The sequence below is a fragment of the Arthrobacter sp. NPDC093125 genome, from assembly GCF_044754225.1.
Lineage (GTDB): Bacteria > Actinomycetota > Actinomycetes > Actinomycetales > Micrococcaceae > Arthrobacter.
Map to the genome: position 1 here is coordinate 571454 of NZ_JBIVOQ010000001.1, position 25728 is coordinate 597181.

The window sequence follows — 25728 nt, forward strand, 5'->3', positions numbered from 1 at the left end:
CTGCGAACTTCCGTTATCGGAGGGACGGGTGGGCCTCTTTCGTCCGCTGGCGGTAGCGGGCGAGCACCTCCCCCGCTTGCCGGTCCCCTTGCCCTTGCTTGCCTTCTGGCCCGCCGTCGGGCTCGGCAATCTGCGTAGCATCCAGCGCCCAGTCCGGGAAATCGCCGGTGAGGACGGCAGCAGCCTGGCGGGCTGCCCCGTCGGCCACGTATTCGCCGGGAGAGGGCACAATGATGGGCCGGCCTAAGACTTCTGCCGCTATCTGCTGCACGGCGGGAGACTGGGCCCCGCCGCCGACGAGGATGACTCTTTCCGCTTCCACTCCCTGCGTCTCCAGTGCTGCAAGGCCATCCGCCAGGGAGCAAAGGACTCCCTCGATGGCGGCGCGTGCGAGGTTTTCCGGCGTGTAGTTGGCCAGTGTCATGCCGTGCAGGGAACCGGCGGCGTCGGGCAGGTTCGGGGTCCGTTCGCCCTCGAAGTACGGGATGAGGGTCAGTCCGCCTGCTCCCGGCGCGGCGGTGAGGGCGAGTCTTCCGAGGCCGGGCAGGTCTGTGCCCAGGAGCTGCGCGGTCACGTCGAAGACGCGGGTCGCGTTCAGTGTGCAGGCCAGGGGCAGGTAGTTCCCGGTGGCATCGGCAAAACCGGCGACGAGTCCCGAAGGATCGGCGGACGGCGCCGCCGATACGGCGAGCACCACGCCCGAGGTGCCGAGGGAGATCACGACGTCGCCCACCCCTGCGTTGACGCCGAGGGCCGCTGCCGCGTTATCCCCGGCGCCGGGGCCGATAAGCGCCCCGCCGCTGGTCTTTCCTGCAGTTTCGAGGGGAGCCATGACGGCGGGCAGGACAGGGACGTGGCCGAGGGTCTGCTCCAGGACCTCGGGCAGGTAAGTGCCGGAGGCCGCGGAGTAGTAGCCGGTCCCGGAGGCGTCCGAGCGGTCGGTGCGCAGCTCGCCGAGGGAATCGTGCCCGGATCCGGGGCCGTAGCCGGCAAGACGCCAGGACAGCCAGTCGTGCGGGAGGCAGACGGCGGCAACGCGCTCCGCATTGTGCGGTTCGGTCCGGGCGAGCCAGCGGAGTTTGGTGGCGGTCAGCGACGCGACGGGAACAGTCCCGGTGGTCTTGGCCCAGTGGCGTGCCCCGCGGTCATGGTCCCCGTCGCCGGCTTCAAGGATCAATTCGCGGGCGTCCTCTGCGGACCTGGTGTCGTTCCAGAGCAAAGCCGGCCGCACGATGTCGCCGGTGGAATCAAGGCAGACCATGCCGTGCTGCTGCCCGCCAACTGAGACGGCAGCGACGTCGTCGAGCCCCCCGGCCGCAGCGATGGCTTCCTGCAGTGCCGTCCACCAATGTTCGGGATGTATTTCCGTGCCGGACGGATGGGAGGCCTTTCCCTGGCGGACGAGCTTCCCGGTCGCTGCGTCCCTGATGACCACCTTGCATGACTGGGTGGAGCTGTCGATCCCCGCGACGAGTGGCATGGGTTCATTCTTTCTGTAGGGCCGCCGTCGTCACCGGCAGTTTAGGTGCCGGTGACGACGGCGGTAACTAACTTAGCGTGGACGCGTCAGCGCGCGCCGAGCAGGTGCTCGATGGCGAGCTGGTTGAGCCGGACGAACGCGAACGAGCGCTCGGCGGCCTTGTCGGCGTCAAAGGTTTCGAAGGCGCCCGCGTCCGCGAGCAGGTCCGCGGTCGTTTCGCCGGCGGCGAGGGTCGGCTCGCCGAGCTCGAACACGCCCGAGGCGGTGAGTGCTTCCTGGACCTGGGGGTCGGCGCGGAAGGCCAGGGCGCGTTCCTTCAGCAGCAGGTACATGGCCATGTTGGACTTCGCAGACTCCCAGACACCGTCGTAGCCGTCCGTGCGGGAGGGCTTGTAGTCGAAGTGCCGCGGGCCGTCGTACCTGGGGCCGCCGTTCGGGAAGCCGTTCTCGAGCAGGTCAACAGTGAAGAAGGCGCTGGTGAGATCGCCGTGGCCGAAGACCAGGTCCTGGTCGTACTTGATGCCGCGCTGGCCGTTGAGGTCGATGTGGAAGAGCTTGCCTGCCCACAGCGCTTGCGCGATGCCGTGGGTGAAGTTCAGCCCGGCCATCTGCTCGTGGCCGGTTTCCGGGTTCAGACCGACGATGTCGCCGTGTTCGAGCTGGGCGATGAACGCCAGTCCGTGCCCGACAGTCGGGAGGAAAATGTCGCCGCGGGGCTCGTTCGGCTTCGGCTCAAGGGCGATGCGCAGACCATAGCCCTTTTCCTTGATGTAGGCCGCTGCGGTGTCCACGCCTTCCTTCATCCGGTCCAGGGCCGCGGAGAGGTCCTTGGACCCGTCGTATTCGCTGCCTTCACGTCCGCCCCACATCACGAAGGTCTCGGCGCCAAGCTCGGCGGCGAGGTCGATGTTCCGCAGAACCTTGCTCAGCGCGAAACGGCGGACGGATCGGTCGTTGGAGGTGAAACCGCCGTCCTTGAACACCGGGTGGCTGAACAGGTTCGTGGTCACCATCGGAACCTTCAGGCCGGTCTCTGCCAGGGCCGCGGTGAAGTTCTTCAGGATCAGTTCACGTTCCGAGGCTGTGGCGTCGAACGGAACAAGGTCATTGTCGTGGAACGTGATGCCGTACGCGCCCAGTTCGCTGAGCTTATGCACGGCTTCGACAGGATCAAGCGCTGCACGGGTGGCGACGCCGAACGGATCGGCGCCGGTCCAGCCGACGGTCCAAAGGCCGAAAGTGAAGCGGTCAGCGGGGGTGGGGGTCGAGTTCATTGGTGCGCCTTATCTAACTAGTGTGGTGGGTCAGGCAGAACGGAAGGAGTCTCCGGTTCTACCGGCTGAGGGAGCTGTGGCCTGCGGGCTGCCGGCGTGGCTTACTGGGCTGACGTTGTCTGAACTTCCCGGGCGATGGCGGCGAGTTCGACGGCGGCGGGCCGGTCTGCTGTGCTGGTGATAGCCACTGCCTGCCCGCTTTGCGCCGACTTGAGCACGCCTTCCATGATTTCGAGGGCGTGGAAGGCCAGCGAGCCGCCGGCCCGCGGTTCCTGCCCCTGGGGGTTGCCGGCGAGGTCGGCGACGCCGAAGCCCCTGCCGGAGCCGGTATATCCGGCTGAGACCGGCAGGGCCTGCCACTCGGTGCCGCCAAGGGGGAACAGCTGCACGTCGCCGTCGAAATGGTTGGGGTCCGGCACGGCCAGGGAGCCGCGCTCCCCGTGTATCTCGATGTTGGGGCTCTTGGTCTTCACGGCGTCGAAACTCATGACAAGCGTGGACAGTGCACCGGAGGCGTGGACCAGCACGCCGGTGACGTGGGTGTCGGTGGTCACCGGAATGGTCTCACCCTCTCGGGGCCCAGAGCCGACGGTCCGTTCGGACCGGGTGTGGCTGGCAGCCCCGATCACCGAAACGACCGGTCCGAGCAGTGTGACCAGGGCCGAAACGTAGTAGGGGCCCATGTCGAGCAGCGGGCCGCCGCCGGGCTGGTAGTAGAAGTCGGGGTTCGGGTGCCAGCGTTCGTGGCCGGGGGTCATCATGGTGGCGGTGGCGGAAACCACCCGCCCGATCAGTCCGTCGTCGATTGCCTTGCGGGCCGTCTGGATGCCGGTGCCCAGCACTGTGTCCGGGGCGCAGCCAACGAGGACGCCTGCTGCCTTGGCGGCGTCCAGCACTTCCCGAGCCTCCGCCGTCGTGGCCGCCAGCGGCTTTTCGCCGTAGACGTGCTTTCCGGCGGCGATCGCCTTGAGAGCCACCTCGGCGTGGGCGGCGGGGATGGTCAGGTTCAGGACGAGTTCGACGTCGTCCGCGGCCAGGAGCTCGTCGACGGTGAGCGCGCGGACGCCTTCGTAGTCGTCGGCGACCGCGTGGGCGCGGGCAGCGTCGAGGTCGGCGACGGCCACGAGGTTAACGAGGTTGTTCTCCTGAAGCCGGCGGAAGCTGGCCAGGTACTGGGCGATGATGGCACCGCAGCCGATGATTCCTACGTTTAGCGGCTTGCCCACAGCATGCCCCTTTCGATGATGGTGCGGACGTTGGTGTCCTGCAGGATTTCCACTCGGTGCCCGGGGGTGGCAACGAAGATGCGGCCTTTGCCCCATTGGCGGGTCCAGATGGCGGGCGAGGTGACTTCGCGGTTCCACGGGTCCCATTCGCGTACCTTTTGGGTGGTGGTCGCCAGGACGTCGATGTAGTCGTCGGCAAGGACCCAGTACTGTTCGGTGACGAGGTCGAAGTCGCCGATGCCTGCGGTGATGGGGTGCTCGGCGGCCGCCGGGAGCATGTTGACGGTGTAGGGGACGTAGTTGTCCGCCTGCTCGCCTTTGCGTTCGTCCGGGTGCTTGCCCGGGTGGCAGGCGAACTGTCCCCCGATCAGGTGCAGGTAATCGGAGGTGTTGCGGTACGAGTCGGCGATCCCGCCATGCCAGCCGGCCAGTCCGGTGCCGTTCTCAACGGCGGACCGCAGTCCCTCGAATTCGTCCTTTTCAATCGTGGACATGGTCATGCACTGGACGATCAGGTCCACGCCCGCCATGTACTCTGCGTCGGCGTAGATTTTGGGTGATTCCTCAACCCTGACGTCGTAGCCTTGCTCTTTGAGGTACGGGATGAACAGCTCGGTGGCTTCTATAGGCTGGTGGCCGTCCCAGCCGCCGCGCACCACCAGAGTGGTCTTGTTCTCGCTTGTCATGGGTTTCCCTTATTGGTTTCGTTGGTTTGTTCGTTTGTTGGCTGCAGCTCAGCGGGTGCTGAAGGCCGCGTCAAAGGCAGCGGCGGGCGGGCTGATGGCAGCGAGTTCTTTCACCATCTCCAGTGCCTGCGGTGCTCCGACCAGGCGGTCCATGCCGGCGTCTTCCCATTCGATGCTTGTGGGGCCGTCGTAGCCGATGGCGTTCAGCGTGCGGAAGATCGGTTCCCAATTGACGTCGCCGTGGCCTGCCGTGACGAAGTCCCAGCCCCGGCGCGGGTCCGCCCACGGCAGGTGGGAGCCAAGCCGGCCGTTGCGTCCGTTGAGCTGGCGGACGGATTCCTTGACGTGGACGTGGAAGATCTTGTCGGCGAAGTCCTGCAGGAACATCACCGGGTCCAGGTCCTGCCAGATAAAGTGCGAAGGGTCAAAGTTCAGGCCGAAGCCTTCCCGGTGCCCGATGGCCTCCAGTGTGCGCTTGGCGGTCCAGTAGTCGTAGGCGATCTCGGAAGGGTGTACTTCGAGGGCGAACCGAACCCCGACTTCATCGAAGACGTCCAGAATCGGGTTCCAGCGGTCGGCGAAGTCCCTGTAGCCGCGTTCGATCATCGCGTCGGAAGCCGGCGGGAACATGGCGACGCATTTCCAGATGGATGACCCGGTGAAGCCTGTGACGGTCTTGACGCCTAGCCTTGCCGCTGCCCGCGCCGTGGTTTTCATCGATTCGGCGGCCCTTGTGCGCACCCCTTCGGGGTCGCCGTTGCCCCAGATGGCCGGGGAGAGGATGTCACGGTGCCGTTCATCGATCGGGTCATCGCAGACCGCCTGCCCGGTGAGGTGGTTGGCGATGGCGTGGACTTTAAGGTTGTGCTTGTCCAGGATGTCGAGCCTGCCCTGGAGGTAAGCGTCGTCCCCGACGGCGCGCTCCGGGTCGAGGTGGTCGCCCCAGCAGGCGATTTCCAGGCCGTCGAAGCCCCACTCGCCGGCGAGGCGGGCGACTTCTTCAAAGGGCAGGTCGGCCCACTGGCCGGTGAACAGGGTGATGGGGCGGGTCATGACGGGACTTTCTGCCAGCGGCTGTCGTCGGAGGCGCTGGCTTCGACTGCGGCGAGGACCTTTTGCACCTGCAGCGCGTCGGCGAACGACGGCGTCGGCTGGCGGCTCTCGCTGATCGCAGTGAGGAAGTCGACCACCTGGTGGGTGAAGACGTGCTCGTAGCCCAGGCCGTGGCCGACGGGCCACCAGTTCCCGGTGTAGGGGTGTTCAGGTTCGGTGACCTGGATGCGGCGGAATCCCGCCTCGGGTTCTTCGGCGGCGTCGTAGAAGGAGAGGGTGTTCATGTCCTCGAAGTCGAAAGCGAGGGAACCCTTGGTGCCGTTCAGTTCGAGGCGCATGGCGTTCTTCCGGCCCAGGGCGAAACGGGTGGCTTCGAAGACACCGATCGGGCCGCCGTCGGACGCTCCGCTGCCTGAAGCGCCGCCCTCGAAGCGGGCGCTGAAAATGGCCGCATCATCGACGGTGACGGGCCCGAGCTGCATGTCCTCGCCCGTCGCACCGTGCCCGCCGAGACCCACGAACTCTCCGCCGACCGGGCGTTCCTTGACGAAGGTTTCGAGCAGGGCGGAGACGCCCGTGATCCGGCGGCCGGTGATCCACTGCGCGGCATCGATGCTGTGCGCGCCGATGTCCCCGAGCGAGCCCGAGCCGGACTTTTCCTTGTCCAGCCGCCATGTCAGCGGAGCGCCGGCGTCGCTTAGCCAGTCCTGGAGGTACTGCGCGCGGACGTGCCGGATCTGTCCCAGCCTCCCGGCGTCGACCATGCGTTTGGCGAGGGCCAGCGCCGGCGTGCGGCGGTAGCTGAAGCCGCACATCGCATACACGCCGCGGGCTGCCGCGGCGTCGGCGGCCGCCGTCATCCTTTCAGCCTCCTCCACGGAGTTGGCCAGCGGCTTTTCGCACAGGACGTGCTTGCCGGCCTCCAGGGCAGCGATGGCGATCTCGGCGTGCGTGTTTCCGGGGGTGCAGATGTCGACCAGGTCGATGTCGTCCCGTTCGATCAGCCGGCGCCAGTCGGTTTCGACGCCGTCCCAGCCGTATTTTTCGGCGGCGGCGCGGACACCCTCGGCGTTGCGGCCGGCGAGCGCCGTGAGCTGCGGCTGCAGCGGCAGGTCGAAGAAGCGCGGGGCGGTCCGCCAGGCGTGGGAGTGGGCGGCGCCCATGAAGGCATAGCCCACCATCCCTACGCGCAGGGGCTTGCGGTCACTCATGAGTGTGTTCCTTTCATTCTGCGCCGGCTCGCTTGCTGAACCGCTCACTTGCTGAATCCGGCGGTCAGGCCGCTGAGCAGCTGGCGGCGGGCAACGACGTAGAGCACCAGCAGCGGCAGGGTGGCCAGGACCACCGAGGCCAGCACTGCCGGGATGTTGGCGGTGAACTCGTCCTGGAACGCCCACAGGGAAAGAGGCAGCACGCGCGTGGAAGGGCTCTGGGTCAGGATGAGCGGGAAGAGGAAACCGTTCCAGACATGCAGGGCGTTGTAGATGCCCACCGTTACTACCGCCGGGCGCATGAGCGGCAGCGCGAGCCGCCACATCATGGTCCAGTCACTGCACCCGTCCAGCCGCATGGATTCAAACAGTTCGTTGGGGACATCCCGCATGAAGTTGGACAGGATCAGTACTGAGATCGGAATGGCGAAGGCAATTGAGGGCAGGATCAGCGCCAGCAGGGTGTCGTACATCTGGGCGCGGGTGATCATCCAGTAGATCGGGATGATCGTGGCGTGCAGCGGGATGGCAAGGCCCAGCAGAAACAGTTTGTTGGTGGAGCTGAGGAACCAGCCGCTGCCCCGCACGATGGCATAGGCAGCCATAAATGACACCAGCAGGGCGGGGATCACGCTGCCGACGGTGACGATCAGGCTGTTGGTGAAGTACCGGACGAAGTCCTGCTCAAGGACCAGTTTGTAGTTGTCCAGCGTCGGCTCGGTGGGCGGCATCATCGGGTTGGTTGTGAAAAACCCTGCCTGGTCCTTCAGGCTCGTGATGACGACGTAGTAGACGGGCAGGATGATCACCGCGAGCCAGAACCATCCGCCCAGCGAACCAAGAACGTTGGGCCGCGCTCCGGGACCCCTGCCCCGGCGCTGCAGAGGCTCGCTGGGAGTGGCCGGGGCCGCGGGAGGAACTGCGAGCTGTGTGGTCGAGGCCATGTCAGGCTCCTTCGAGTTGGCTTGCGCTGCGGTTGCGTCCGCCGAGCCGCTGCAGGAGAAGGGCCAGGACGAGGCCGATCACCACGAGGATGACGCCCAGGGCACTGGCAGCGCCCATGTCGTTGGCCTTGAACCCGGTGAGGTACATATGCAGCGGAAGCAGCCGGGTGGCATATCCGGGGCCGCCGGCGGTCAGGACGAAGACCAGGTCGAAGTAGGCAAGGGAGCCAACCACCATGAGTGTGGAGGAGGTGATCATCGTGTACTTCAGCTGCGGCAGCGTGACGTGGAAGAACTGCTTGATCCGGCCGGCACCATCAATCTGCGCTGCTTCATAGAGCGAAGCGGGTATCTGGCGGACGCCGCCCTGGTAGATGAGGGTGTGGAAAGGCACGAACTGCCAGGCGATCACGAACACCACCACGAACAGCACGAGGTCCGAGTTGCCGAGCCAGTCCTGGGCAAGGGCGGGGATACCCAGCCCGGGTCCCATACCGAAGTTGGGGTCGAGGAGGGCCTTGAAGGCGATCGCGACAGCTGCTGACGAGAGCAGCAGGGGCAGGAAATACAGCACCGCAAGGGCCGCGCGGTACTTCTGCCCGCCCGAGGTGAAGACTCCCAGCAGCAAGCTGATGGGTGCCTGGACAATGAACGAGAAGATGATGATCTTGGCGGTGACCACCAAAGCGTTGCCCGTCACGGGGTCGGTCAGGACGGCGGCCCAGCTGTTCATGCCGTCCAGCCTGATTGCGCCCAAACCGTCCCAGCTGGTGAAGCTGAGGAAGAGGACCCCGGCCAGCGGGATCACGGCGAAGACCAGGAAGAACACGAGCGCCGGGGCGGCCAGCCACGCCGACGGACCCTTGCGCAGGACCCGCCGGCGGGTGCTTGTCAGTGAAGCCACGGTTACTTCTCGATCGTCGCGTTCATCGTGTCCGCGAACTGCTGGGGAGTGATCTTCTTCAGGAAGATCTGGTCCAGGTTCGAGAGCATGGCGTCTCCCTGGGCGGGGCTAAGTGCCTGGTCCCAGGACATGGTGAAGTCGGGTGCTTTCTTGGCCATGCCGTAGGCAAAGGTCAGGAAGTCCTTGTCCGGGGATGCTTCGAGCTTGGACTCGATGCCCTTGACCACCGGGACAGCACCGGAGTCGATCAGATCCTGCGTGTTCTTTTCGGTGAACATGCCGTCCTTGATGTAGTTCAGGGCAGCTTCCTTCTGGGACTCGGTGGCCTTGGAGGACACGGACCAGAAGTTGGACGGGTTGCCCACGACGTTCGCCGGGTCACCCTTGCCGCCGGATACGGTCGGGAACGTGGTGAAACCGAGCTTGCCGCTGCTCACAAATTCCGGAGCGTCCTTCTTCATGCCCTGGTAGATCCAGCCGCCCTGCAGGATCATGGCAGCCTTGCCCGTGTACAGGAGAGCCTGGTCAGCGCTGCTGTCGGCAGCAATGGAGGAGAAACCGTTGACGAACCCGCCTGCATCGACTAGTTCCTGGATCTTGGTCAAGGCCTCCACGACGGCCGGGTCGGACCAGGCACCGGGCTTGTTGGCAGCAATGTTCGCGAAGACTTCCGGTCCCCCGATGCGCTCAACCAGGTACTCAAGCCACATCAGGTTCGGCCACTTCGACTGGCCGGCGAGCGAAAACGGGGCAATGCCTGCTGCCTTGAACTTCGGCACCAGTGCCATCAGCTCATCCCAGGTCTTCGGCGGCTGGGCACCGACCTTGTCGAACACCTCCTTGTTGTAGTAGAGCACCACGGGCTGGGCGTTGTTGTTGGGGACCGCGTAGGTCTTGCCGTCGATCTCGCCGTTCTTCAGCACGGACGGCAGGTAACGGTCCCTCACCTGCGGATTCTCCTCAAGGAATCCGGTGAGGTCCTCGACCTGCCCGGCCTCGACGTAGGATTTGAGCACGCCGCCGCCCCAGCCGTAGATGAAGGTCGGGCCCTGCCCTGCACCGACTGCGGTGCGGACCTTGGTCTTGTAGGCGTCGTTGGCAAAGAACTCAACCTTGATGCTCTGGTCGCTGTGCGCACTGTTCCAAGCGTCGACAGAATTCTGCAGGGACGCCTGGTTGCCGCCGGTGAGTCCCCACATGGAAGCAGAGTCGGCGCTGACGGAGCCGCCGGACGGCCCGCTCGAACCGCAGGCGGCGAGGGAAAGGACAAGGGCACCGGCGGTGAGAGCTGTTGCTGCGGTGTGCAGTCTCCGAAATTTCATTGGTCTTCCATCCATCCTTCGGGGGCGTCGTTGGCTCCCAGGCTTGAAGCCCCATCTCCTCTGCGAGACGGGAACGAAACTGAAGCGCGCCTTCTCGAAACTTTTCGATAAGCGTTCGATACGATGCAAAGGTACTAGTGATCGTGGTCACGGTCAAGGGCTACTTTCGGCGGGCTGTCAGCCGGTGAATCCGCGTAACAGTTGACGTTACTGGCCCTATGCATGAGACTTTTTACAGCGAAACATTTTCGAAAGGCGGTTGGCTGTGTCCCTCTCGACACCTCCGAAGAAGATGACTTTGGCAGCTATTGCCAGACTTACGGGGGTTTCCACGCCTACCGTCTCGAAGGTCGTGAACGGCCGCGAAGATGTAGCGGAAGAAACCCGGGCAAAGGTCCTGGCCGCACTGGTGGACGCCGGCTACCAGTCCCCGATGCAGCGGCGGATCGCCTCTCCCGAGCCCTCAATCGTCGAAGTCTCCTTTGACGCCTTCACACCGGCCTACTCAACAGCCGTCCTCAACGGGATCCTGGAATACGCGGCCTCTGTGGGCGTGGAGGTCCTCATGAGCACCTCCAGCAGCGGGCCGGTGCCCGGGCTCACCCCCGAACGGCGGGCGGAGCGGATGGTTGCCCACGGCAGGATAGGGCTGATCCTCGTGACTTCTGATTTCAGTGAGGCGCAGCTGACGGCCCTCAGGCGGCGGAACATTCCGGTCGCCGTCGTAGATCCGCTCAATCCTCCTCCGCCGGACGTCGTCAGTGTGGGCGCCACCAACTGGGCAGGCGGCAAGGCCGCGGCAGAACACCTGCTCAAGCTGGGGCACAGGGACATCGCTTATCTCGGCGGGCACGAGACAGCTGAGTGCAACCAGGCCCGCCTGCACGGCTACATGTCCGCACTGACGTCCAGCGGCGTGCCGGTGAAACCGGAGTACATCATTCACGGAAAATTCAGGACCCATCACGGCATAGAGGGACTCAGGCGGCTGATCGCCTTACCAAAACGGCCGACGGCGATCTTTGCCGGCAGCGACAGCGTCGCTGTGGGCGTGCTGCGGGAAGCCCGCCAGCACGGCATCCGCATTCCGGAAGACCTCAGCCTGGTCGGTTTCGACGGAACCACCCTGGCGGAAGATGCAGTTCCGTCCCTGACCTCCGTGTGCCAACCGCTGCATGAAATGGGACGGGCAGCCCTCCGCGCTGTCCTGAGCCAAGCGAAAGGGGAAGACCTGGACTCCAACCGCGTCGAGCTCGCCACGCATCTGGTCGTCCGGGAATCCACCGCGGCTCCCGGGCTTTGACCGCACCAAATGCAAGACGCCGGAGGTATAGACGCCTCCGGCGATCCCTCCGTGAAAGAAGGACGACCCATGTCGACTGCAGATCTTCCTGAATCGATGCGTACAAGTGTTTTGGCCGGCACGAAGACCATCACCATGGAAAAGCGCCAACTTCCCGTCTATGGACCGGGTGAAGTGCTCGTAAAAATCGCGGCTGTTGGCGTCTGCGGCTCGGACGTGCACTACTTCCGCCACGGCCGGATCGGTGATTTCGTCGTCGACGCTCCGCTGGTCCTTGGCCACGAGGCATCCGGGACCATAGCCGCCGTCGGTGACGGGGTTGACCCGTCCCGCGTGGGCCAGCGGGTCGCGGTTGAGCCACAGCGTCCCTGCGGCAAGTGCAGGGAATGTCTCGCCGGCCTGTACAACCTGTGCCCCAGGATGGAGTTCTACGCCACCCCGCCGGTCGACGGCGCCTTTGCCGAATACGCCGTGATCCAGGACGCCTTCGCCCACGCCATCCCGGATAACCTGAGTGATGAGGCCGCGGCCCTCCTCGAACCCCTTTCGGTGGCCATCACCACCATGCGAAAGGCCCACGTCGAGCCCGGAAACACGGTCCTCATCGCCGGAGCGGGACCCATCGGCATCATCTGCGCCCAGACGGCCAAAGCTTTCGGCGCCGCGGAAGTCATTGTCACCGACCTGGTGCCGGAGCGCCGGGAACGCGCCCTCCGGTACGGAGCCACCCGCGCCGTCGATCCGGCAACAGTTGACGTGGCCACTGCAGGGCTGGACGTCGACGCGTTCATCGATGCCAGCGGCGCGCCGAGCGCAGTCTCCGCCGGGATCCAAGCCGTACGACCCGCCGGACATGTCGTGCTCGTGGGGCTGGGCAACCCGGAGATGACATTGCCCGTGGAGCACATTCAAAACTACGAGATCAGCCTGACCGGCGTCTTCAGATACACGAACACCTGGCCCGCCGCGATCCACCTCGCCTCTAGCGGCCTGGTCGATCTGGATTCCCTGGTCACAGGACGTTTTGGGCTGGACCAGGTCGAGGAGGCGCTCGAAAGCGACCAGGATCCCAGTTCCCTCAAATCGCTGGTGTACCCCTGGAAATGAACAAGCGTCGGTTCCTGCGCCAGGCGGCTTACTAGCTGCAGTTTCGGGAGCAGGCCCCTTGTCAGGGCAGAATGGAACCCGTGACCCTTACAACCTTCGCCCTCATCCGCCACGGACAGACCGACTGGAATGCGCAGCGCCGGCTGCAGGGTTCCACCGACATTCCATTGAACGACGTCGGCCGCCAGCAGGCGCGCGACGCCGTCGCCGTCCTGTCCGGTTACGAGTGGGACGCTATTGTCTCGTCGCCGCTCAGCCGCGCCGCGGAAACTGCCGACCTGATAGCCGAGGGGCTGGGGCTGAGCGTGACCCGGCGCGTTCCGGAGCTCACCGAGCGCACCTTCGGACCCGCGGAAGGCATGCAGGACGGCCCTGAACTGGATGCACTGCGCATCCCCGGCGGTTTCCGCGGTGCGGAGAGCGAGGACGACGCCGCCACCCGCGGGCTGGCCGCGCTGGAAGCTCTCGCGGAGGAGTTCAGCGGACGCCGCATCCTGGTCGTCGCCCACGGCACGCTGCTCCGCGTGAGCCTCAGCCGCGCGGTCGGCCGCACCCTCCAGAGTGTCGACAACGCCGTGCTCAACCTGGCCCACCACCACGCCATTGACGGCTGGCAGCTCGAGTACTTCAACGGCGAGCCGGTCCTGGCGGCCGCGCACGACTGAGCGGCCGCCGGCAGGACCTTGCTCTCAGGCGAACCTGGCCGAGAGCAGAACGACAGCTACCAGGAGGACAGCTACCAGGAGGACAGCTCCCGGGTGAGTCCGAAAGGCACAGTCTCGCTGACAGCCACGGTAAACCTGTCCGGGCTGTGGCGCGTGATCAGCACCCCGCCCGTCCGGTCCTTCATCGCCGCCTGCTGTGCCAGGACCTCGGCATGATCGAGTCGGCGGTGCAAAGTTGCTTTATCGGCCGCGGTCACTTCCAGCACCAGCGGTCCAGCGGTTTGTGTCATTGAGGTACTCCAGAGTCCTAGTTCTGTGCGTGCTTGTGTGCGTCATGATTGAGGCAGTTCGTCGGAATCTGCCGGGTGCCTTTTATTGGGGAAGCCACATCTCGCCGGTCCGGCCCTTCGTGGGGCCGTTCGCAGGACCGCGCCATCGCAGTCCTCACTGTCCGGCATGCGGGCGCCGGCCGTGGCGGCGCTTCACATACAACTGCGGGGTTCAAAAAGCGTAGGGCACCCAACAGGGCGAGGTCAAGAGTTTGTCCTGACAAAAGCCTCACTCGCTGTTGGACCTTGTCCGGGGCGGCGGGACGCGGCGGCGACCGGTCGCTTCAAACGCCGCCGCCAGGCGCAGCAGGGCGGTGTCACTGTAGGCCTTGCCGGCTATGGTCAGGCCAACGGGCATGGCGATGTCTGTTGCCATCCCCATCGGGACCGTGACCGTGGGGATGCCGAGGTGCCGCGGGACGAGGTTCCCGTTGGCCACCCACACTCCGTTGCGCCACGCCAGGTCCGCCGACTCTTCATTGCGGTCAGCGTCGGCCGGTCCCACATCGGCCACGGCGGGGAACACCACGGCGTCAAGCCCCAGAAGGCCCATCCACTGTTCCAAGTCGACACGGCGTGTCTCCTCAAGCCCGAATAGCCCCTCGGGGAGGTGCGGAATCTCGGCCAGGGATGGAACCCCATGCTCCCGGATCCACCCCGGGTAGTCGCTGATGTCATCGTCGAAGCCGTCGTACCTGTCCGGCAGGGACCCGTCCGGTGTGGGAAAGATGGCACCGCCGTCGACGTCGGCCAGCCGGGACAAGTGCGGATCCCCGTTGGCCTCGAGGAAGTCGTTCCACGCCCACGCCGAGAGGTCCACAATCTCGCGGCGAAGGTACTCCGGGGATACCAGGCCGCGGGTGGCGATGGTGGGTGCGCCCGGCCGGTCCCCCTCGTAGTTGGACACCACCGGGAAATCGACCTCGATGACCTCGGCGCCCGCGGCCTCCAAGTCACGCCGGGCGGCATTCCACAGCTCGATGATGGATGGCCTGGTATCGATGCGCCGACCGGTAGGCCCTCCAATCCCGGGCGACGGCGCGGTGCCGGCGTCGGGATCGGCGTTGATGTACATCCGGGGAATCCCGAGGCGCTTGCCAGCCAGCACGCTTCGTGCGGCGGCCGCGCTCGGGACGGCCAGGTCGAGGTATGAGGCAGGTCGGGTCTCGGACGCCCTTGGAATCTGCACCCACGGCTGCATGCGCCAGAAGTCACCGCGGGTTTCGGCGTCGTCGGCCACCACCACGTCCAGTACTTCCAGGAGGTCATCCATGGTCCGGGTATGGGGAACAACCACATCCATGGTGGGAACGAGCGGCCAGTTACCCCGGACGGAAATGACGCCCCGGGACGGCGTGTAGGCGCACAGGGCATTGTTCGACGCCGGGGCCCGGCCCGAGGACCAGGTCTCCTCCGCCAGCCCGAATGCCGCGAAGCTGGCAGCCGTCGCCGTGCCCGAACCGTTCGAGGAACCTGAAGCGAACGCAGCCGAAAGGTAATCAGCGCTATAAGGGCTTTCCGCGCGGCCGTAGACACCCCGCTGCATACCGCCGTTAGCCATCGGCGGCATGTTGGTCAGGCCGATCAGGACGGCCCCGCCCTCGCGCAGGCGCTCAATGGTGAAGGCGTCACGCTGCGCCACCAGGTCCTTGAAGGCAGGAGAACCTGCGGCGACGGTCAGCCCGCGCACTTGGTAGCTGTCCTTGGCGGTGTAGGGAATGCCGTCCAGCGGGCCAAGAGCGGTTCCCTCCGCACGGCGTTTGTCAGAGGCCCTCGCCTCCGCAAAAGCATCCGGGTTCATCACCACCAGCGCATTCAGGCGGATGCCGGAGCTGTCATAGGTCTCTATCCGCTGCAGGTACTGACGGACCAGTTCCTCGCTGGTCACCTCGCCTCCCTCCAGCGCCCCGCGCAGCTGCTTAATGGTGGCTTCCACCACGCTGAACCGGCTCCCGGTAGTGGACAGGCGGGTGTTGGACGAAGCAATGGGATTGGAAATGCTCATTGTGTCCGGCCTTCCGTTGCGCGTGCGGGTTGCTGCTGGGTGATGCAATGGATGCCCCCGCCGAAGGCGAAGATGTCACGCGCATCAACCAGTTCCACCGCCCGGCCCGGATAGGCACGTTCGAGGATCCCGGCGGCGATGGCGTCGTTCGGGTCGTCGAAGCCGCACAGCACCACCACGTTATTGGCCACGTAGTGGTTGATGTAGGACCAGTCGACGTACCCTTCGTCGTCTTTCACAACGGTGGGTGCGGGGACGTCGATGATGCGCAGGGGCCGGCCCTGCGCATCCACCTCCCCCGCGAGGACGGCGTGCAGCTCCCTGCAGACCTCATGATCCGGGTGGGCCGGGTCATCCTGGCGGTGCAGCAGCACAGTGCCGGGGCCGGCGAAGGCAGCGACGATGTCCACGTGCCCGCGGGTGCCGAATTCGTCGTAGTCGCGTGTGAGTCCCCGGGGCAGCCAGATGGCCTTGCTGGTCCCCAGCGCAGCGTGGATCTCGGCTTCCACGGATTCCCTGGTGGCGCCCGGATTACGCTGCGGATCCAACTGCACCGTCTCTGTCAGGAGGACGGTTCCTTCGCCGTCCACATGGAATCCTCCGCCCTCATTGACCAGGGAGCTGGGCCGGACCGGAACTCCTGCTTCCGCCGCCACGGCGCGGGCCATCTCACGGTCCCTGCCCCATGCTGCCCACCGCTGGGCGCCCCAGCCATTGAAAACCCAGTCGACGGCGGCCAGCGCCCCGTCCGGCTGGCGGACGAATGTGGGCCCGCTGTCCCGCAACCACGCGTCGTCGAGCGGGACCTCCACCACGGCGATGCCCTCCCCGAACCATTCCCGTGCCGCAGTCCCGTCGCGGGGGTCGGCGACCACCGTGACGGGCTCATAGCGGGCAATGGTGCGCGCGACACTGGACCATGCGGCGCGTGCCCGGTCCAGCGTTGGGCTCCCCACCGGGCCGAAGGTCTCATTCGGCGGCGGGAAGGCCATCCACGTACGGTGGTGGGCCTCCCACTCGGCGGGCATGTGGTGTGTCAGTTCCGCAGGGAGAGATGAGCTGCTCTGCAAAGCAGTGGCCGGTTTCAACAGGATGTTCCTCTGGTTCGTAAGGTCTGGCATGTCGTTTCAGGCGTCCTGGCGGACGTGGTGCCCGTCCCGGGCGTTGCCGTGGACTGTGGCGGTGTCGGCAGCTGTGATGGCGCCGGCGTAGAAGGCGACTTTGCCGCCCACGACAGTCATTCGGGCGTGGTTGGTCAGCAGCCGGGAGGGTTCGGCCTGGAGCGGGTTGGTGGCCAGCACCGCAAAGTCGGCGAGATAGCCGGCGGCGATGCGGCCCTGCCGGTCCTCGGCCCGGCAGGAGAAGGCTGCATCGCGGGTGGCATGGCAAAGTGCGTCGGCGAGCTCCAGGGCGTATTCGGGCAGGTTAGCCTCCAAGGAAGGATCCAGCGCGGAGAGCCGGGTTGACGCAATGTACATGTTGGGTAGCGGCTGATGGGGCGCCGTGGGTGCGTCAGTGCTCAATGCCAGGGTTGCGCCGGCGGCAGTGAATTCGGTCCACGGGAAGGCCCTCTCGGTGCGCTGGTCGCCCAGGACGCTGCGCCAGTTGTCCTGAATGGCCGGATCAGCGTGGACCGGCTGCATCGATGCCACGACCCCCAGCGCGGCAAGCCGCTTGACGTTGGCCTCCGTCACCGTCTCCAGATGCTCGATCCGGTGCCGGCGGTTCACGGCACCGTTGCGGCGGTACGCCTCCTCCAAGGCGTCCAGTGCGATGTCGGATGCTTCATCCCCAATGGCGTGTAAGGCTATTTGCAGGCCGGCCGCATCCGCCGCGACCACCACGGGGGTAAGGGATTCGCGGTCCCAGACGGGCTCGCACGAGGAGCCGTCCGCGTAGGGCTCTTTCATGGCGGCAGTGCAGCTGTCGATGACGCCGTCCACCATCAGCTTGATCCCACAGACCTGCAGCCACTCCGTATTGAGCTCAGCGGCGAGGCGGGCGGCTTTGGCAACCTGTGCCACGTTATCGGCGTCAGATCCGGTGCGGGACACGAGGAGGTGGCCCTTGACCCTGATCGGGAGAGTCCCGCCGTGGCGTTCCAGCGCTCGTTTGAACGCAGCGATATCGTCGTCCTGGACCGCCATGTCCACTGCCCCGGTGACTCCAACCGCGAGGTAGTTGGCGAAGGCGGCCTCCAGCTGGTCATCCCTGTCCTCGTCCCTGGCGTGCGCCGCAAGCGCAGGCCAGACGATCTGTTGCACCGCCGTTTCGTACAGCATTCCGTCGGCCTTCCCCGTCACCGGGTCCCGGCCGATCTGACCGCCGATGGGGTCGGGCGTCTCGTCGTCGATTCCCAGTTCGGCCAGTGCCGCACTGTTCACCCAGACCGAGTGCAGGTCATTTGCATCAAGGTAGACGGGACGGTCCGGCACGGCCTCATCAATGATCTGCCTGCACGGGTGCCGTCCGTCAAGAATGCTGTAGAGCCACTGTCCGCCCAGGAGCCGGGGTGCGTCCGTGGCGGCAGCTGCCTCGCGCAGGCGGCGCTGCAGATCGTCCAGGTCCTTCGCCTCACGCAAGGGAACTTTCTGGAGGGCCTGACCCATCATCAGCAGGTGCGTATGGGCGTCGATGAAGCCGGGAAGGACAAATCCTCCGTCCAAGTCGACTTCGGCAGCCCCTTCCCCGGCCGCGCGGCGCGCTGCCGGCTCGTCACCGACGTGGATGAAGCGGGAGCCCTCCACGACGAAGGCCTCCGCGAAGGAGCCGTCAGCGGTGAAAACGGTGGCATTAGTGTAAAGCGTGGGTTCAGTCAACGGAGTGCTTTCTGTAGAAAAGGAGGCGGGCATCAGACGACCGCCGCTCTGTTGATGTCTGCGGTCAGCTCCTGCGCCGGGGCGCTCTCACTACGCACGGAAATCCGAGAAATCAGAAGCAACGGAACCATCAGGATGAGCGTCATGCCGGCGAGCAAATAGCCAAGGACGTTGTAACCTGCCGCTGCCGAGACGGTTGTGCCGAAGAACGGAGCGAAGGACGACCCGATGAGGTAAACACCAAGCACCGGCGCTGACCAACGGCCGGTAGCGTCCAAGGCGGCGGCGATGGCCACGATGTAGATGAAGGCCAGAGTGTAGATGGTGTTCCAGGCGATGATCACCGCCAGATACCAGCCAGGATCGGTCACTATTCCGGACAACAGCTTCAGTGCGGCACCTGCCAGGAGCGCGACGGCCAATGGGACCGTCCGTCCGAGCCGGCGGCCTGCCAGCCCGATCAGGCCTGAAGCGAGGAGGCCACCCAGGGTGGAGAGGCTCAGCACGAGGCCCATTCCGGTTTCGTCGAGGTGCGCCTGGTCCGCGCCCATCGTGGCCGCGACGGCCCACAGCGAGTCTTCGCTGAGTGCCCACAGCGCGAAGCAGGCCAGCAAGCCGATGCCGGCGATGGTGGTAGTCCTCGCGGTTTTCGCCGGGTGGGCCACCTGGACGGGCGCAGCTTCGTCGGATGGACGGTCCGGCAGCCAAGCAGTCGTGAACAGGGCCGCCAGGGCAAGGCCTGCGAGCAGGCCGAAGGCGCTGCCCATCCCCGCTCCCAGCACCGGAATGGCGAAGAGGACGACGGACACGACCGCCCGGTTAGTCAGGCCGCTGATACCGGATGCGCGGTCAGGATTGCGCAGGGCTCCCAGTGCTGCACCGCCCGCGGAGACCGCACCTCCGGCGCCAAGCCCGCCAAGCAGCACCCCGGCGATGACAACACCAGGTGACGGAATGCACGCGGCGACGCCGAATCCTGTCGCGGTCAGCATCAGACCCGCGCGGGCAACCACGTACCTGCCGCTGCGCGCGGCCCATTTGGAGGTCAAGAGGCACGTCAGGGCACATGCCAATAGCGAGCCGGTCATCAAGGTCCCCGCCTCGGCGTCGGAAAAGCCGATCTCCCTTGTCAGGGCAACGATCATGACGGGCACAAGGTTGGCGGTCATGAAGCCGACCACACTGATGCCGAAAACCGAGATCCCTCTCGTAGCCGTCAGGGGTACGCGCCCTTTGGTGGTCTCGTCCTGTGCCATGAAGATCTCCTCATTGAGATGGAGTGAATGCTGCCATAAATGAATGGCCTTCATTTATTATGAGGATCACCGTCCGCCAGCACAAGAGTTTTACTGAAAGGCTTTCAGAAATCCGCTCTGGCGACTGCCCGCTGGACACCGCACACCAGTACCTCCAAGCCGAATTCAAACGCCGCCTCGGCGCGTTCCTCCCGCGTTTTCAGGTGGGCAGCGGCGAGTGAGAGAGCCGGGAACCTGTCGTCCGGGGCAGACCAGGCATCGTCTGGGGCTGTCAGGTCAAGGGCAGATCCGAGGGCAAGGTAGTCCACCGTCGTGATGGCGGGCACGATGGCGGAGGCGTCCAACCCTGCGTTGCCGAGAACGGTGGCCATGTCCTCATAAAAGCCCATGACAGCCAGATCCTGGATCGTCTGTGTCACGAGCAGCGGCACCAGCCGCGGGTGACCCACCAGGCGGGCGCGGTATTCCCTGGCCAGGGCGCGGAGGGCCTCTTCCCACGGGAGGTTATCTGTAACGAGGTGCGTCCGATCGGAAAAGATGCGCCCCCGCATGAGTTCGATGATGTGCTCACGGTTGTCGATGTAGTTGTACAGCGCCGCCTGGCTGACGCCCAACTCCCTGGCCATCCTGGGGAAGCTGAAGTCGCCGGTGGAATCGACCAGGGACAAGGCCGCACTTACGATGGCATCTACGGACAAGAGCGGCGATCGCGGGCGCGGCATGAAGACTCCTCGGCGTGAATGGTCCGTTCAATCTACCGGCCTGAAACCCGGGAGTCACCGCTGTCATGCTTGATAGGCCCCGGAGTAACGGGAGGGCCGCAGCGGGAGGGCGGAACGTTGCCGTTCAGCTCCTTGTTCCCTGCGGATCAGCGGGCGGCAGCCTCGGCATACTCCCTGGCCTGCTCCCCCACCTCGGCGACGTAGGACTCGGACTGGTTGTAGGAGTAGATGGCGTCGGTCCACCCTTCGGCGGTGGTGAGGTCGCGGCCGCCGGCGCACAGGTACGAGGCAGCACTGAGGGCGGCGTCGTCGATATTGTGGGGATCCGCCGTCCCGTCCCCGTTCGCGTCCCGCCCTGCCTGCTGCCACGTGCCGGGAATGAACTGCATGGGTCCGACCGCGCGGTCCCAGACCGCGTCGCCGTCCAGGGTGCCGTCGTCGGAGTCGGCGATGGCGGCGAATCCGTCGCCGTTAAGGCTGGGGCCGACGATCGGCTGGCTCGGGAGCCCGGAAGCAGTGAGCCGTCCGCCGCCGTAGGTTCCGTGGGCGGTTTCGATGAATCCGACGGCGGCGACTGTGTTCCAGCCAATCCTGCACGCCGGGGCGGTGGCGTTGGCCAGGGCGGCGCCGGCCGCGTAGGCCTGAAGCGCGCGCGGCGGAATGCCGGCCTGCGCCGCAGTCCTGGCAAGCCACCGCGGGTTGATCGTGCTCTTACTGATTTTCACGGCATGGGCGCTGTCGGCCGCGAGCGGCGCGAACACCGCCGTCGCCTGTGGCGGCGCGGGCTGGAGGCGGTGCTTGCCCAGAACCCAGAAGGAGAACCCGGTGATGACGCAGAACGCGAAAATGCTGAGAACTGCGAGGCGCTTCAGACGGAGCATGGCCTGGCCGGAGCTCCTTCATGAGGCTTCCTCGGGCAGCTGCCCGGAGGCACCCTGTCTAGCCCTCGCACTCCACGCAGTAAGCGTGCCCGTTCTTTTCGCGCGCAATCTGGGACCGGTGCCGGACCAGGAAGCAGGAGTAGCAGGTGAATTCGTCCTGCCCCTGGGGGATTACCTGGACGACCAGTTCCTCGGCGACGAACTCGCCGCCGGGGATGACGGCATCGTCCAAGGCATCCGCTTCATCCAGCTCGCGGACAACGCTGCGGGCATCCGGAGCGTTCGCGGACTGCAGGGCCTCAAGGGAGTTTTCCTGTGATTCTTTGACGTCGGAGCGTACTTCGTCATAATCGGTTGCCACGGGGAGATTCTCATTCCTATGTTTTGTGCTGACGGGAAGCCAACGTACACCATAGCCTGCGTATTCCCGCGTCACGGAAGCTGAGCGTTGAGTCACACCCCCGAACGTTGCCGCGCTAGCCCAGGACGGCGCGGTTCCTGCCCTGCGATTTTGCTTCATAAAGTGCCGCATCCGCGACGGCGATCGGCTCCTCCAGACTGAGCGTCCCCGCGGGCACGACGGCGATCCCGTAACTGACGGTCGGCATAGTCGGGACATCCGGAATGGACCCCTCGGCGAGGCGTCGGCTGATTTCGGCCGCGATGGTTTCCGCGCGGTAGGGGCTGGCCCCCGGTGCAAAGATGATGAACTCCTCGCCCCCATGTCTTCCTACGAGGTCGGTGGAGCGGACGGTTGCGCGGCAGGCATCTGCAAAAGCCTGCAGAGCCAGGTCACCAGCCGCATGGCCGTGGGTGTCGTTGATCGATTTGAAGCGGTCCAGGTCCGCCAGGATTACGGTTCCAGCGGCCTTGATCCCTTGAAGGCGGCGGAGCTGTTCGGCCGCCATGTCCTGGAACGTGGCCCGGTTGAGGAGCCCGGTGAGGCCATCCTGGCTGGCGACGGTTCTTAGGGCGCGCGTCTGCTGCTCCGTGCTGAGTCCCGCCATGCTGAACGAGACCACTGCCAGAAGCACCATGGTGACGAGCGTGGTGATCGCGGAGCCGAAGTACGTCATGAACGTTGGGCTGAAGGGCCCGGCAATGAGGAAGACCACGAGCCGGGCGAAATAGAACAGCGATACGCCGCCGGCCGCGATGGCCATGGGAATGCGGACCCTTGAATACCCCGGCTCCAGCCGCCACAGCTCGCGGCAGGTGAGCCCGATCATCAAAGACATGCACGCGAGGAAAACCGCGCCTCCGGCCCAGGTGTTCGTGCCCGGACTGTCGACCGCCGCAGCTACGCCTGCCAGGACCGGCGCAGCCCCGAGGAGCCAGAAGTTGTATTGCGGCGTGCGCAGTGAACGTGCCCCTGCCCATGCGCTTCCTGCGCCGGCCACGAGGAGGACGTTGCCCAGCGTGTTGGCCCACCACTGGTGCGGCGTTCCGTTCAGCAGGAAGCAGGCAGAACCCCCGAGAAAGAGCAGCAGGGCGAGACACCACCAGCCGCTGTACGGGGAGCGTGTGTGGCGGTAGGCCGAGAAGTAGAAAAGGAGGCCCAACGCGAGCGCCATCACTGCGAAGGCGACCCGCAGTGTTGCCGTATCCAGGACCATTCCCCATCCCCCGAATCCCCATCGTTGCTGATTAGTATCGCACTCTAGCGGCACTACCACCGGGGCGCCTGCAACATTTCCGATGCCCGCCGCTTCCTGCAGCTCGAGCCCGCGCTGGCGGTGGGACTCATCCTCGTGGGGTGCGCGCCCTCCGGCACGGCCTCGAACGTCGTGGCCTTCCTGGCCAAAGGCGATGTGGCGCTGTCAGTGGCCGTGGCCAGCGCCTCGACCCTCGTCCCCCCATCATCACGCCGGTCCTGGTGCTTTTCCTCGCCGGATCGTTCCTGACCATCGACGCCGGAGGCATGGTGCTGGACATCCTCAAGACCGTCCTGCTTCCGGTCACAGCCGGACTCCTCGCGCGGGCTTATCTGAAGAACCTCGTCGCGAAGGCCCTGCCGGCGCTGCCGTGGGCGTCCGCCGTCGTTATTTCCCTCATTGTGGCCGTGGTGGTGGCCGGCAGTGCCGGCAAGATCCTGGCCGCCGGCGGGATCGTGTTCCTCGCGGTGGTGCTTCACAACGGCTTCGGCCTCGGGCTCGGATACCTCGCGGGCAAGCTGGGGCGGCTGGACGACAGGGCACGCAGGGCCCTGGCCTTCGAGGTCGGCATGCAGAGCTCGGGGCTCGCCGCGACGCTGGCCACCGCCCACTTCAGTCCGCTGGCCGCGCTGCCTTCGGCTGTGTTCTCGGTGTGGCACAACATCTCCGGCGCGGCTGTCGCCGCGTGGCTCGCCCGGAAACCCCTGCGCGGGGAGCACTGAGGAGACCCCGACGGCGGCTCCTGGCCGGGCTCTTGCATCACCGTTGCGGCACGCCCCCAAGAGGGCTGGCCGTTCCTGCTTTGGCCCACCCTTGACCTCCAGGGAACCTGCTGGCACCCTCGGAACCAGCCGCGCAGGCGCGGCGGTCCAGAGAGGGTGCAGGGTTTCAACAGAGGCGGTGCCGCGGAGTGGAACAAGGACCGGCAGGCGACATCCGGATAGTGCCGGCAAACGAAGCGCCATGGGATGACCTTCGGGCGGTCATGGGCACGCGGGGTGAAGCGTCCGGCTGCCAGTGCCAGTGGTTCAAAATTCGGGACAAGGACTGGAGCTCGGTGCCGGTGGAGGAACGCGCCGACCGCCTCCGCAGCCAGGCAGGATGCGGAAACCCAGCGGGCCGCACCACCAGCGGCCTCGTCGCCTATGTGGACGGCGAGCCGGCGGGCTGGTGTGCCGTGGAGCCCCGCACTGCGTACGTGCGCCTGCTTTACGCCCGGGTCCCCTGGGCCGGCCGGAATGAGGACAGAGCCGACGACTCCGTCTGGGCCGTGACCTGCTTCGTCACCCGCACCGGTTTCCGGCGCCGCGGTGTCAGCCGCGCCCTGGTGAGTGCCGCCGTCGGATTTGCCCGTGACCGCGGCGCCCGCGCGGTCGAAGGCTACCCCCTCGTGAACCGGCCGGGACAGCAATTCCAGTGGGGTGAGTTGTATGTTGGCAGCCGCAGCATCTTCGCGGATGCCGGGTTCTCCGAGGTCAGCAGGCCCACCCCGCGGCGTGCTGTGATGCGCATCGATTTCTAGGCCGGGCAGGCCCCTTACCGGCGCTTCCGCCCCGCTTCCGTTTTGCGCCACCAATAGTAAGCATGCTTTGCTTACCCGGTAAGCATTACTCCCGCAAGCAGTTTCGCGGCGGGGACGCCAAAGCCGGCGGCCCCGTGCAAAGCCCAAAGGAATGAACATGATTACCCTTGAAGGACGCCAGGCCGCCACAGCCAGCACGGTGCGTGCACTCCGGACCGGCGCAGTCGCCGGTCCCGCCGAAGAGATCCTTTCGGCACTGGATACCGGCCTCATGGCCACCTTCAGCACCCGCTTGCACTGCCGCCGGCCCATGCAGATCGTCGACCCGAACGAACTGTCTCCGCGCGAGCCCCTGCAGGTGGGCGGGCTGTCCGATTTCGCCGAGGCCCTGCCGGCTCCGGCCGAGCGTCCCGTCACCTACCGCTGCCAGTGCGGCTTCACCATGGACGAAGCCGCCGTCGTCAGTGACTACGCCGTAGCCAGCTAAGATTCTCGCGGGCGGTGGAACAACTGCAGCCGCCCAGTCCTTCCTGTCACGACCGGCCCTCCCCCGCATGACCGGCCGTGGCCAAGGCCGCGCGAGCGGGCCCGGGCCGCGCGAGCGCGGCGGGGCCGGTTGAGCGGAACCGACCGCAGGCCCTAGGTGCGTTCGATCCGGGTGAAAGCGCCAATACCAGGCTGGGTTTCGCGGTACGCGTCCAGCGACGAGCCCCGCAGCGTCAGCCTCCTCGGGGCGGGCACGCGGACGCCCTCCACTGGCGCTTTACCGGCCAGCCGGTCCACCAGCATCCCCACGGCCATTTCGGAGATCGACTCCGCGCCGGCGGCCGAGGAAGCGGGATCAGCAACGCCGGGAACCAGAACATCAAAGCCGGCGGGCTGCATGTCCGCCGAGATGACCAGCTGGGCAACACCGCGCTTGGCCAGTTCCGTGACGGTGGCGTCCTCGGTGATGTGCGGCGGGATGAGGCCTACGATGATCCCGTCAGCTCCGCCCGACAACATGAATTGGCGCCACGCGTTGCCCAGAATGAGGACGGCCTGGTAGCCATGCCGGGGCAGAATGGACGCGGCAGCCGCGGCAAGGGCCCGGTCGGGCGGCCATTCAAGGTCGCTGATCGCGATGGCGACCCTGTCCGTGCGGCCCAGGCGCATGCCCCGGGCGGCCTGGTTGGCCACGTACCCGATCTCCGCGGCGACGGCCAGCACGCGGTCTTGGGTGGCCTGGCTGATCCTGGTGGTGCCGCCGTGCCGTCCGGACAGTACGTAGGACACCGTGGTCAGTGAAACACGCGCCCTGACGGCAACGTCACGAATAGTAGGGTTCGATCCAGGTTTCATAGCACCCGCCGGGGTGGTCGGTG

24 protein-coding genes and 1 pseudogene are annotated in these 25728 nt (G+C 66.0%); 6 read left to right on the top strand and 19 right to left on the bottom strand.

Going from position 1 to position 25728, the window contains the following annotated elements; genetic code table 11:
• Positions 1–13 precede the first annotated feature (13 nt).
• The 9 genes from xylB to ACIP9X_RS02680 form a co-directional block, all read right to left on the bottom strand.
• Complete coding sequence (gene xylB / locus ACIP9X_RS02640) at positions 14–1480, bottom strand: xylulokinase (protein ID WP_400478159.1); 1467 nt, start codon at positions 1478–1480, stop codon at positions 14–16.
• An 86-nt stretch (positions 1481–1566) separates the two neighbouring features.
• Positions 1567–2754, bottom strand: a complete 1188-nt coding sequence (gene xylA, locus ACIP9X_RS02645) for a xylose isomerase (RefSeq protein ID WP_400478160.1) — start codon at positions 2752–2754, stop codon at positions 1567–1569.
• 101 nt (positions 2755–2855) lie between these two features.
• Entirely contained in the window at positions 2856–3980 is a 1125-nt protein-coding gene (locus ACIP9X_RS02650; RefSeq protein WP_400478161.1) for a Gfo/Idh/MocA family protein, read from the bottom strand.
• Positions 3965–4666, bottom strand: coding sequence for a ThuA domain-containing protein (locus ACIP9X_RS02655; protein ID WP_400478162.1), 702 nt, complete (start codon positions 4664–4666; stop codon positions 3965–3967). Before ACIP9X_RS02655 ends, ACIP9X_RS02650 begins: the two co-directional genes overlap by 16 nt.
• Positions 4667–4714: 48 nt before the next feature.
• A complete protein-coding gene (locus ACIP9X_RS02660) occupies positions 4715–5719 on the bottom strand; it encodes a sugar phosphate isomerase/epimerase family protein (protein ID WP_400478163.1) in 1005 nt (334 codons plus the stop codon).
• Positions 5716–6930 carry a Gfo/Idh/MocA family protein gene (locus tag ACIP9X_RS02665; RefSeq protein WP_400478164.1) on the bottom strand — a complete coding sequence of 405 codons (1215 nt, stop codon included), beginning with the start codon at positions 6928–6930 and terminating at the stop codon, positions 5716–5718. The genes ACIP9X_RS02660 and ACIP9X_RS02665 overlap by 4 nt, the downstream gene beginning before the upstream one ends.
• A 44-nt stretch (positions 6931–6974) precedes the next feature.
• Positions 6975–7874, bottom strand: a complete 900-nt coding sequence (locus ACIP9X_RS02670; RefSeq protein WP_400478165.1) for a carbohydrate ABC transporter permease — start codon at positions 7872–7874, stop codon at positions 6975–6977.
• A 1-nt stretch (position 7875) separates the two neighbouring features.
• Positions 7876–8778 carry a carbohydrate ABC transporter permease gene (locus ACIP9X_RS02675; protein WP_400478166.1) on the bottom strand — a complete coding sequence of 301 codons (903 nt, stop codon included), beginning with the start codon at positions 8776–8778 and terminating at the stop codon, positions 7876–7878.
• Positions 8779–8780: 2 nt separating this feature from the next.
• Positions 8781–10100, bottom strand: coding sequence for an extracellular solute-binding protein (locus ACIP9X_RS02680; RefSeq protein WP_400478167.1), 1320 nt, complete (start codon positions 10098–10100; stop codon positions 8781–8783).
• 292 nt (positions 10101–10392) lie between these two features.
• Between ACIP9X_RS02680 and ACIP9X_RS02685 the strand changes: the two genes are divergently transcribed.
• From ACIP9X_RS02685 to ACIP9X_RS02695, 3 genes are all read left to right on the top strand, one after another.
• Complete coding sequence (locus ACIP9X_RS02685; protein WP_400478168.1) at positions 10393–11403, top strand: LacI family DNA-binding transcriptional regulator; 1011 nt, start codon at positions 10393–10395, stop codon at positions 11401–11403.
• Positions 11404–11472: 69 nt separating this feature from the next.
• On the top strand, positions 11473–12510 hold the full coding sequence (locus ACIP9X_RS02690) for an NAD(P)-dependent alcohol dehydrogenase (protein ID WP_400478169.1): 1038 nt from the start codon (positions 11473–11475) through the stop codon (positions 12508–12510).
• Between the two features lie 71 nt (positions 12511–12581).
• The gene (locus ACIP9X_RS02695) at positions 12582–13175 is read left to right on the top strand and encodes a histidine phosphatase family protein (protein ID WP_400478170.1); all 594 of its coding nucleotides are present in this window, start codon (positions 12582–12584) and stop codon (positions 13173–13175) included.
• 71 nt (positions 13176–13246) lie between these two features.
• Here ACIP9X_RS02695 and ACIP9X_RS02700 read toward each other — a convergent pair whose 3' ends face one another.
• The 9 genes from ACIP9X_RS02700 to ACIP9X_RS02740 form a co-directional block, all read right to left on the bottom strand.
• Complete coding sequence (locus ACIP9X_RS02700; RefSeq protein ID WP_400478171.1) at positions 13247–13465, bottom strand: hypothetical protein; 219 nt, start codon at positions 13463–13465, stop codon at positions 13247–13249.
• Between the two features lie 268 nt (positions 13466–13733).
• Positions 13734–15509, bottom strand: a complete 1776-nt coding sequence (locus ACIP9X_RS02705) for an amidase (RefSeq protein WP_400478172.1) — start codon at positions 15507–15509, stop codon at positions 13734–13736.
• Positions 15506–16537 carry an agmatine/peptidylarginine deiminase gene (locus ACIP9X_RS02710; protein ID WP_400478527.1) on the bottom strand — a complete coding sequence of 344 codons (1032 nt, stop codon included), beginning with the start codon at positions 16535–16537 and terminating at the stop codon, positions 15506–15508. Before ACIP9X_RS02710 ends, ACIP9X_RS02705 begins: the two co-directional genes overlap by 4 nt.
• Before the next feature lie 99 nt (positions 16538–16636).
• Positions 16637–18328: an amidohydrolase gene (locus ACIP9X_RS02715; RefSeq protein WP_400478173.1), complete on the bottom strand. Its 1692-nt coding sequence runs from the start codon at positions 18326–18328 to the stop codon at positions 16637–16639.
• Between the two features lie 32 nt (positions 18329–18360).
• Positions 18361–19584: an MFS transporter gene (locus tag ACIP9X_RS02720; RefSeq protein WP_400478174.1), complete on the bottom strand. Its 1224-nt coding sequence runs from the start codon at positions 19582–19584 to the stop codon at positions 18361–18363.
• Between the two features lie 104 nt (positions 19585–19688).
• Positions 19689–20306 carry a TetR/AcrR family transcriptional regulator C-terminal domain-containing protein gene (locus tag ACIP9X_RS02725; protein ID WP_400478175.1) on the bottom strand — a complete coding sequence of 206 codons (618 nt, stop codon included), beginning with the start codon at positions 20304–20306 and terminating at the stop codon, positions 19689–19691.
• A 146-nt stretch (positions 20307–20452) separates the two neighbouring features.
• Positions 20453–21187: a lytic transglycosylase domain-containing protein gene (locus ACIP9X_RS02730; RefSeq protein ID WP_400478176.1), complete on the bottom strand. Its 735-nt coding sequence runs from the start codon at positions 21185–21187 to the stop codon at positions 20453–20455.
• 58 nt (positions 21188–21245) lie between these two features.
• Positions 21246–21548 (bottom strand): DUF4193 domain-containing protein, encoded by a 303-nt coding sequence (locus tag ACIP9X_RS02735; RefSeq protein WP_400478177.1) that lies wholly within the window; start codon positions 21546–21548, stop codon positions 21246–21248.
• 115 nt (positions 21549–21663) lie between these two features.
• A complete protein-coding gene (locus tag ACIP9X_RS02740; protein WP_400478178.1) occupies positions 21664–22803 on the bottom strand; it encodes a diguanylate cyclase in 1140 nt (379 codons plus the stop codon).
• A 96-nt stretch (positions 22804–22899) separates the two neighbouring features.
• Here ACIP9X_RS02740 and ACIP9X_RS02745 point away from each other — a divergent pair.
• The 3 genes and pseudogenes from ACIP9X_RS02745 to ACIP9X_RS02755 all read left to right on the top strand — a co-directional run.
• Positions 22900–23564 (top strand): annotated as a pseudogene (locus tag ACIP9X_RS02745) (bile acid:sodium symporter family protein); the annotation flags it as partial.
• Between the two features lie 188 nt (positions 23565–23752).
• The gene (locus ACIP9X_RS02750) at positions 23753–24364 is read left to right on the top strand and encodes a GNAT family N-acetyltransferase (protein ID WP_400478179.1); all 612 of its coding nucleotides are present in this window, start codon (positions 23753–23755) and stop codon (positions 24362–24364) included.
• 157 nt (positions 24365–24521) lie between these two features.
• The gene (locus ACIP9X_RS02755) at positions 24522–24851 is read left to right on the top strand and encodes a hypothetical protein (protein ID WP_400478180.1); all 330 of its coding nucleotides are present in this window, start codon (positions 24522–24524) and stop codon (positions 24849–24851) included.
• A gap of 152 nt (positions 24852–25003) precedes the next feature.
• Here the strand turns inward: ACIP9X_RS02755 and ACIP9X_RS02760 are convergent, their stop codons facing one another.
• Positions 25004–25639, bottom strand: coding sequence for a LacI family transcriptional regulator (locus ACIP9X_RS02760; protein WP_400478181.1), 636 nt, complete (start codon positions 25637–25639; stop codon positions 25004–25006).
• Between the last annotated feature and the right edge of the window lie 89 nt (positions 25640–25728).

Bases quoted from the DNA above. Each gene is read 5' to 3' on its own strand.
- xylB (WP_400478159.1), bottom strand. From the start codon at position 1,480: ATGCCACTCGTCGCGGGGATCGACAGCTCCACCCAGTCATGCAAGGTG.
- xylA (WP_400478160.1), bottom strand. From the start codon at position 2,754: ATGAACTCGACCCCCACCCCCGCTGACCGCTTCACTTTCGGCCTTTGG.
- ACIP9X_RS02655 (WP_400478162.1), bottom strand. From the start codon at position 4,666: ATGACAAGCGAGAACAAGACCACTCTGGTGGTGCGCGGCGGCTGGGAC.
- ACIP9X_RS02660 (WP_400478163.1), bottom strand. From the start codon at position 5,719: ATGACCCGCCCCATCACCCTGTTCACCGGCCAGTGGGCCGACCTGCCC.
- ACIP9X_RS02665 (WP_400478164.1), bottom strand. From the start codon at position 6,930: ATGAGTGACCGCAAGCCCCTGCGCGTAGGGATGGTGGGCTATGCCTTC.
- ACIP9X_RS02670 (WP_400478165.1), bottom strand. From the start codon at position 7,874: ATGGCCTCGACCACACAGCTCGCAGTTCCTCCCGCGGCCCCGGCCACT.
- ACIP9X_RS02680 (WP_400478167.1), bottom strand. From the start codon at position 10,100: ATGAAATTTCGGAGACTGCACACCGCAGCAACAGCTCTCACCGCCGGT.
- ACIP9X_RS02685 (WP_400478168.1), top strand. From the start codon at position 10,393: ATGACTTTGGCAGCTATTGCCAGACTTACGGGGGTTTCCACGCCTACC.
- ACIP9X_RS02690 (WP_400478169.1), top strand. From the start codon at position 11,473: ATGTCGACTGCAGATCTTCCTGAATCGATGCGTACAAGTGTTTTGGCC.
- ACIP9X_RS02695 (WP_400478170.1), top strand. From the start codon at position 12,582: ATGGAACCCGTGACCCTTACAACCTTCGCCCTCATCCGCCACGGACAG.
- ACIP9X_RS02700 (WP_400478171.1), bottom strand. From the start codon at position 13,465: ATGACACAAACCGCTGGACCGCTGGTGCTGGAAGTGACCGCGGCCGAT.
- ACIP9X_RS02705 (WP_400478172.1), bottom strand. From the start codon at position 15,509: ATGAGCATTTCCAATCCCATTGCTTCGTCCAACACCCGCCTGTCCACT.
- ACIP9X_RS02710 (WP_400478527.1), bottom strand. From the start codon at position 16,537: ATGCCCGCCGAGTGGGAGGCCCACCACCGTACGTGGATGGCCTTCCCG.
- ACIP9X_RS02720 (WP_400478174.1), bottom strand. From the start codon at position 19,584: ATGGCACAGGACGAGACCACCAAAGGGCGCGTACCCCTGACGGCTACG.
- ACIP9X_RS02725 (WP_400478175.1), bottom strand. From the start codon at position 20,306: ATGCCGCGCCCGCGATCGCCGCTCTTGTCCGTAGATGCCATCGTAAGT.
- ACIP9X_RS02730 (WP_400478176.1), bottom strand. From the start codon at position 21,187: ATGCTCCGTCTGAAGCGCCTCGCAGTTCTCAGCATTTTCGCGTTCTGC.
- ACIP9X_RS02740 (WP_400478178.1), bottom strand. From the start codon at position 22,803: ATGGTCCTGGATACGGCAACACTGCGGGTCGCCTTCGCAGTGATGGCG.
- ACIP9X_RS02755 (WP_400478180.1), top strand. From the start codon at position 24,522: ATGATTACCCTTGAAGGACGCCAGGCCGCCACAGCCAGCACGGTGCGT.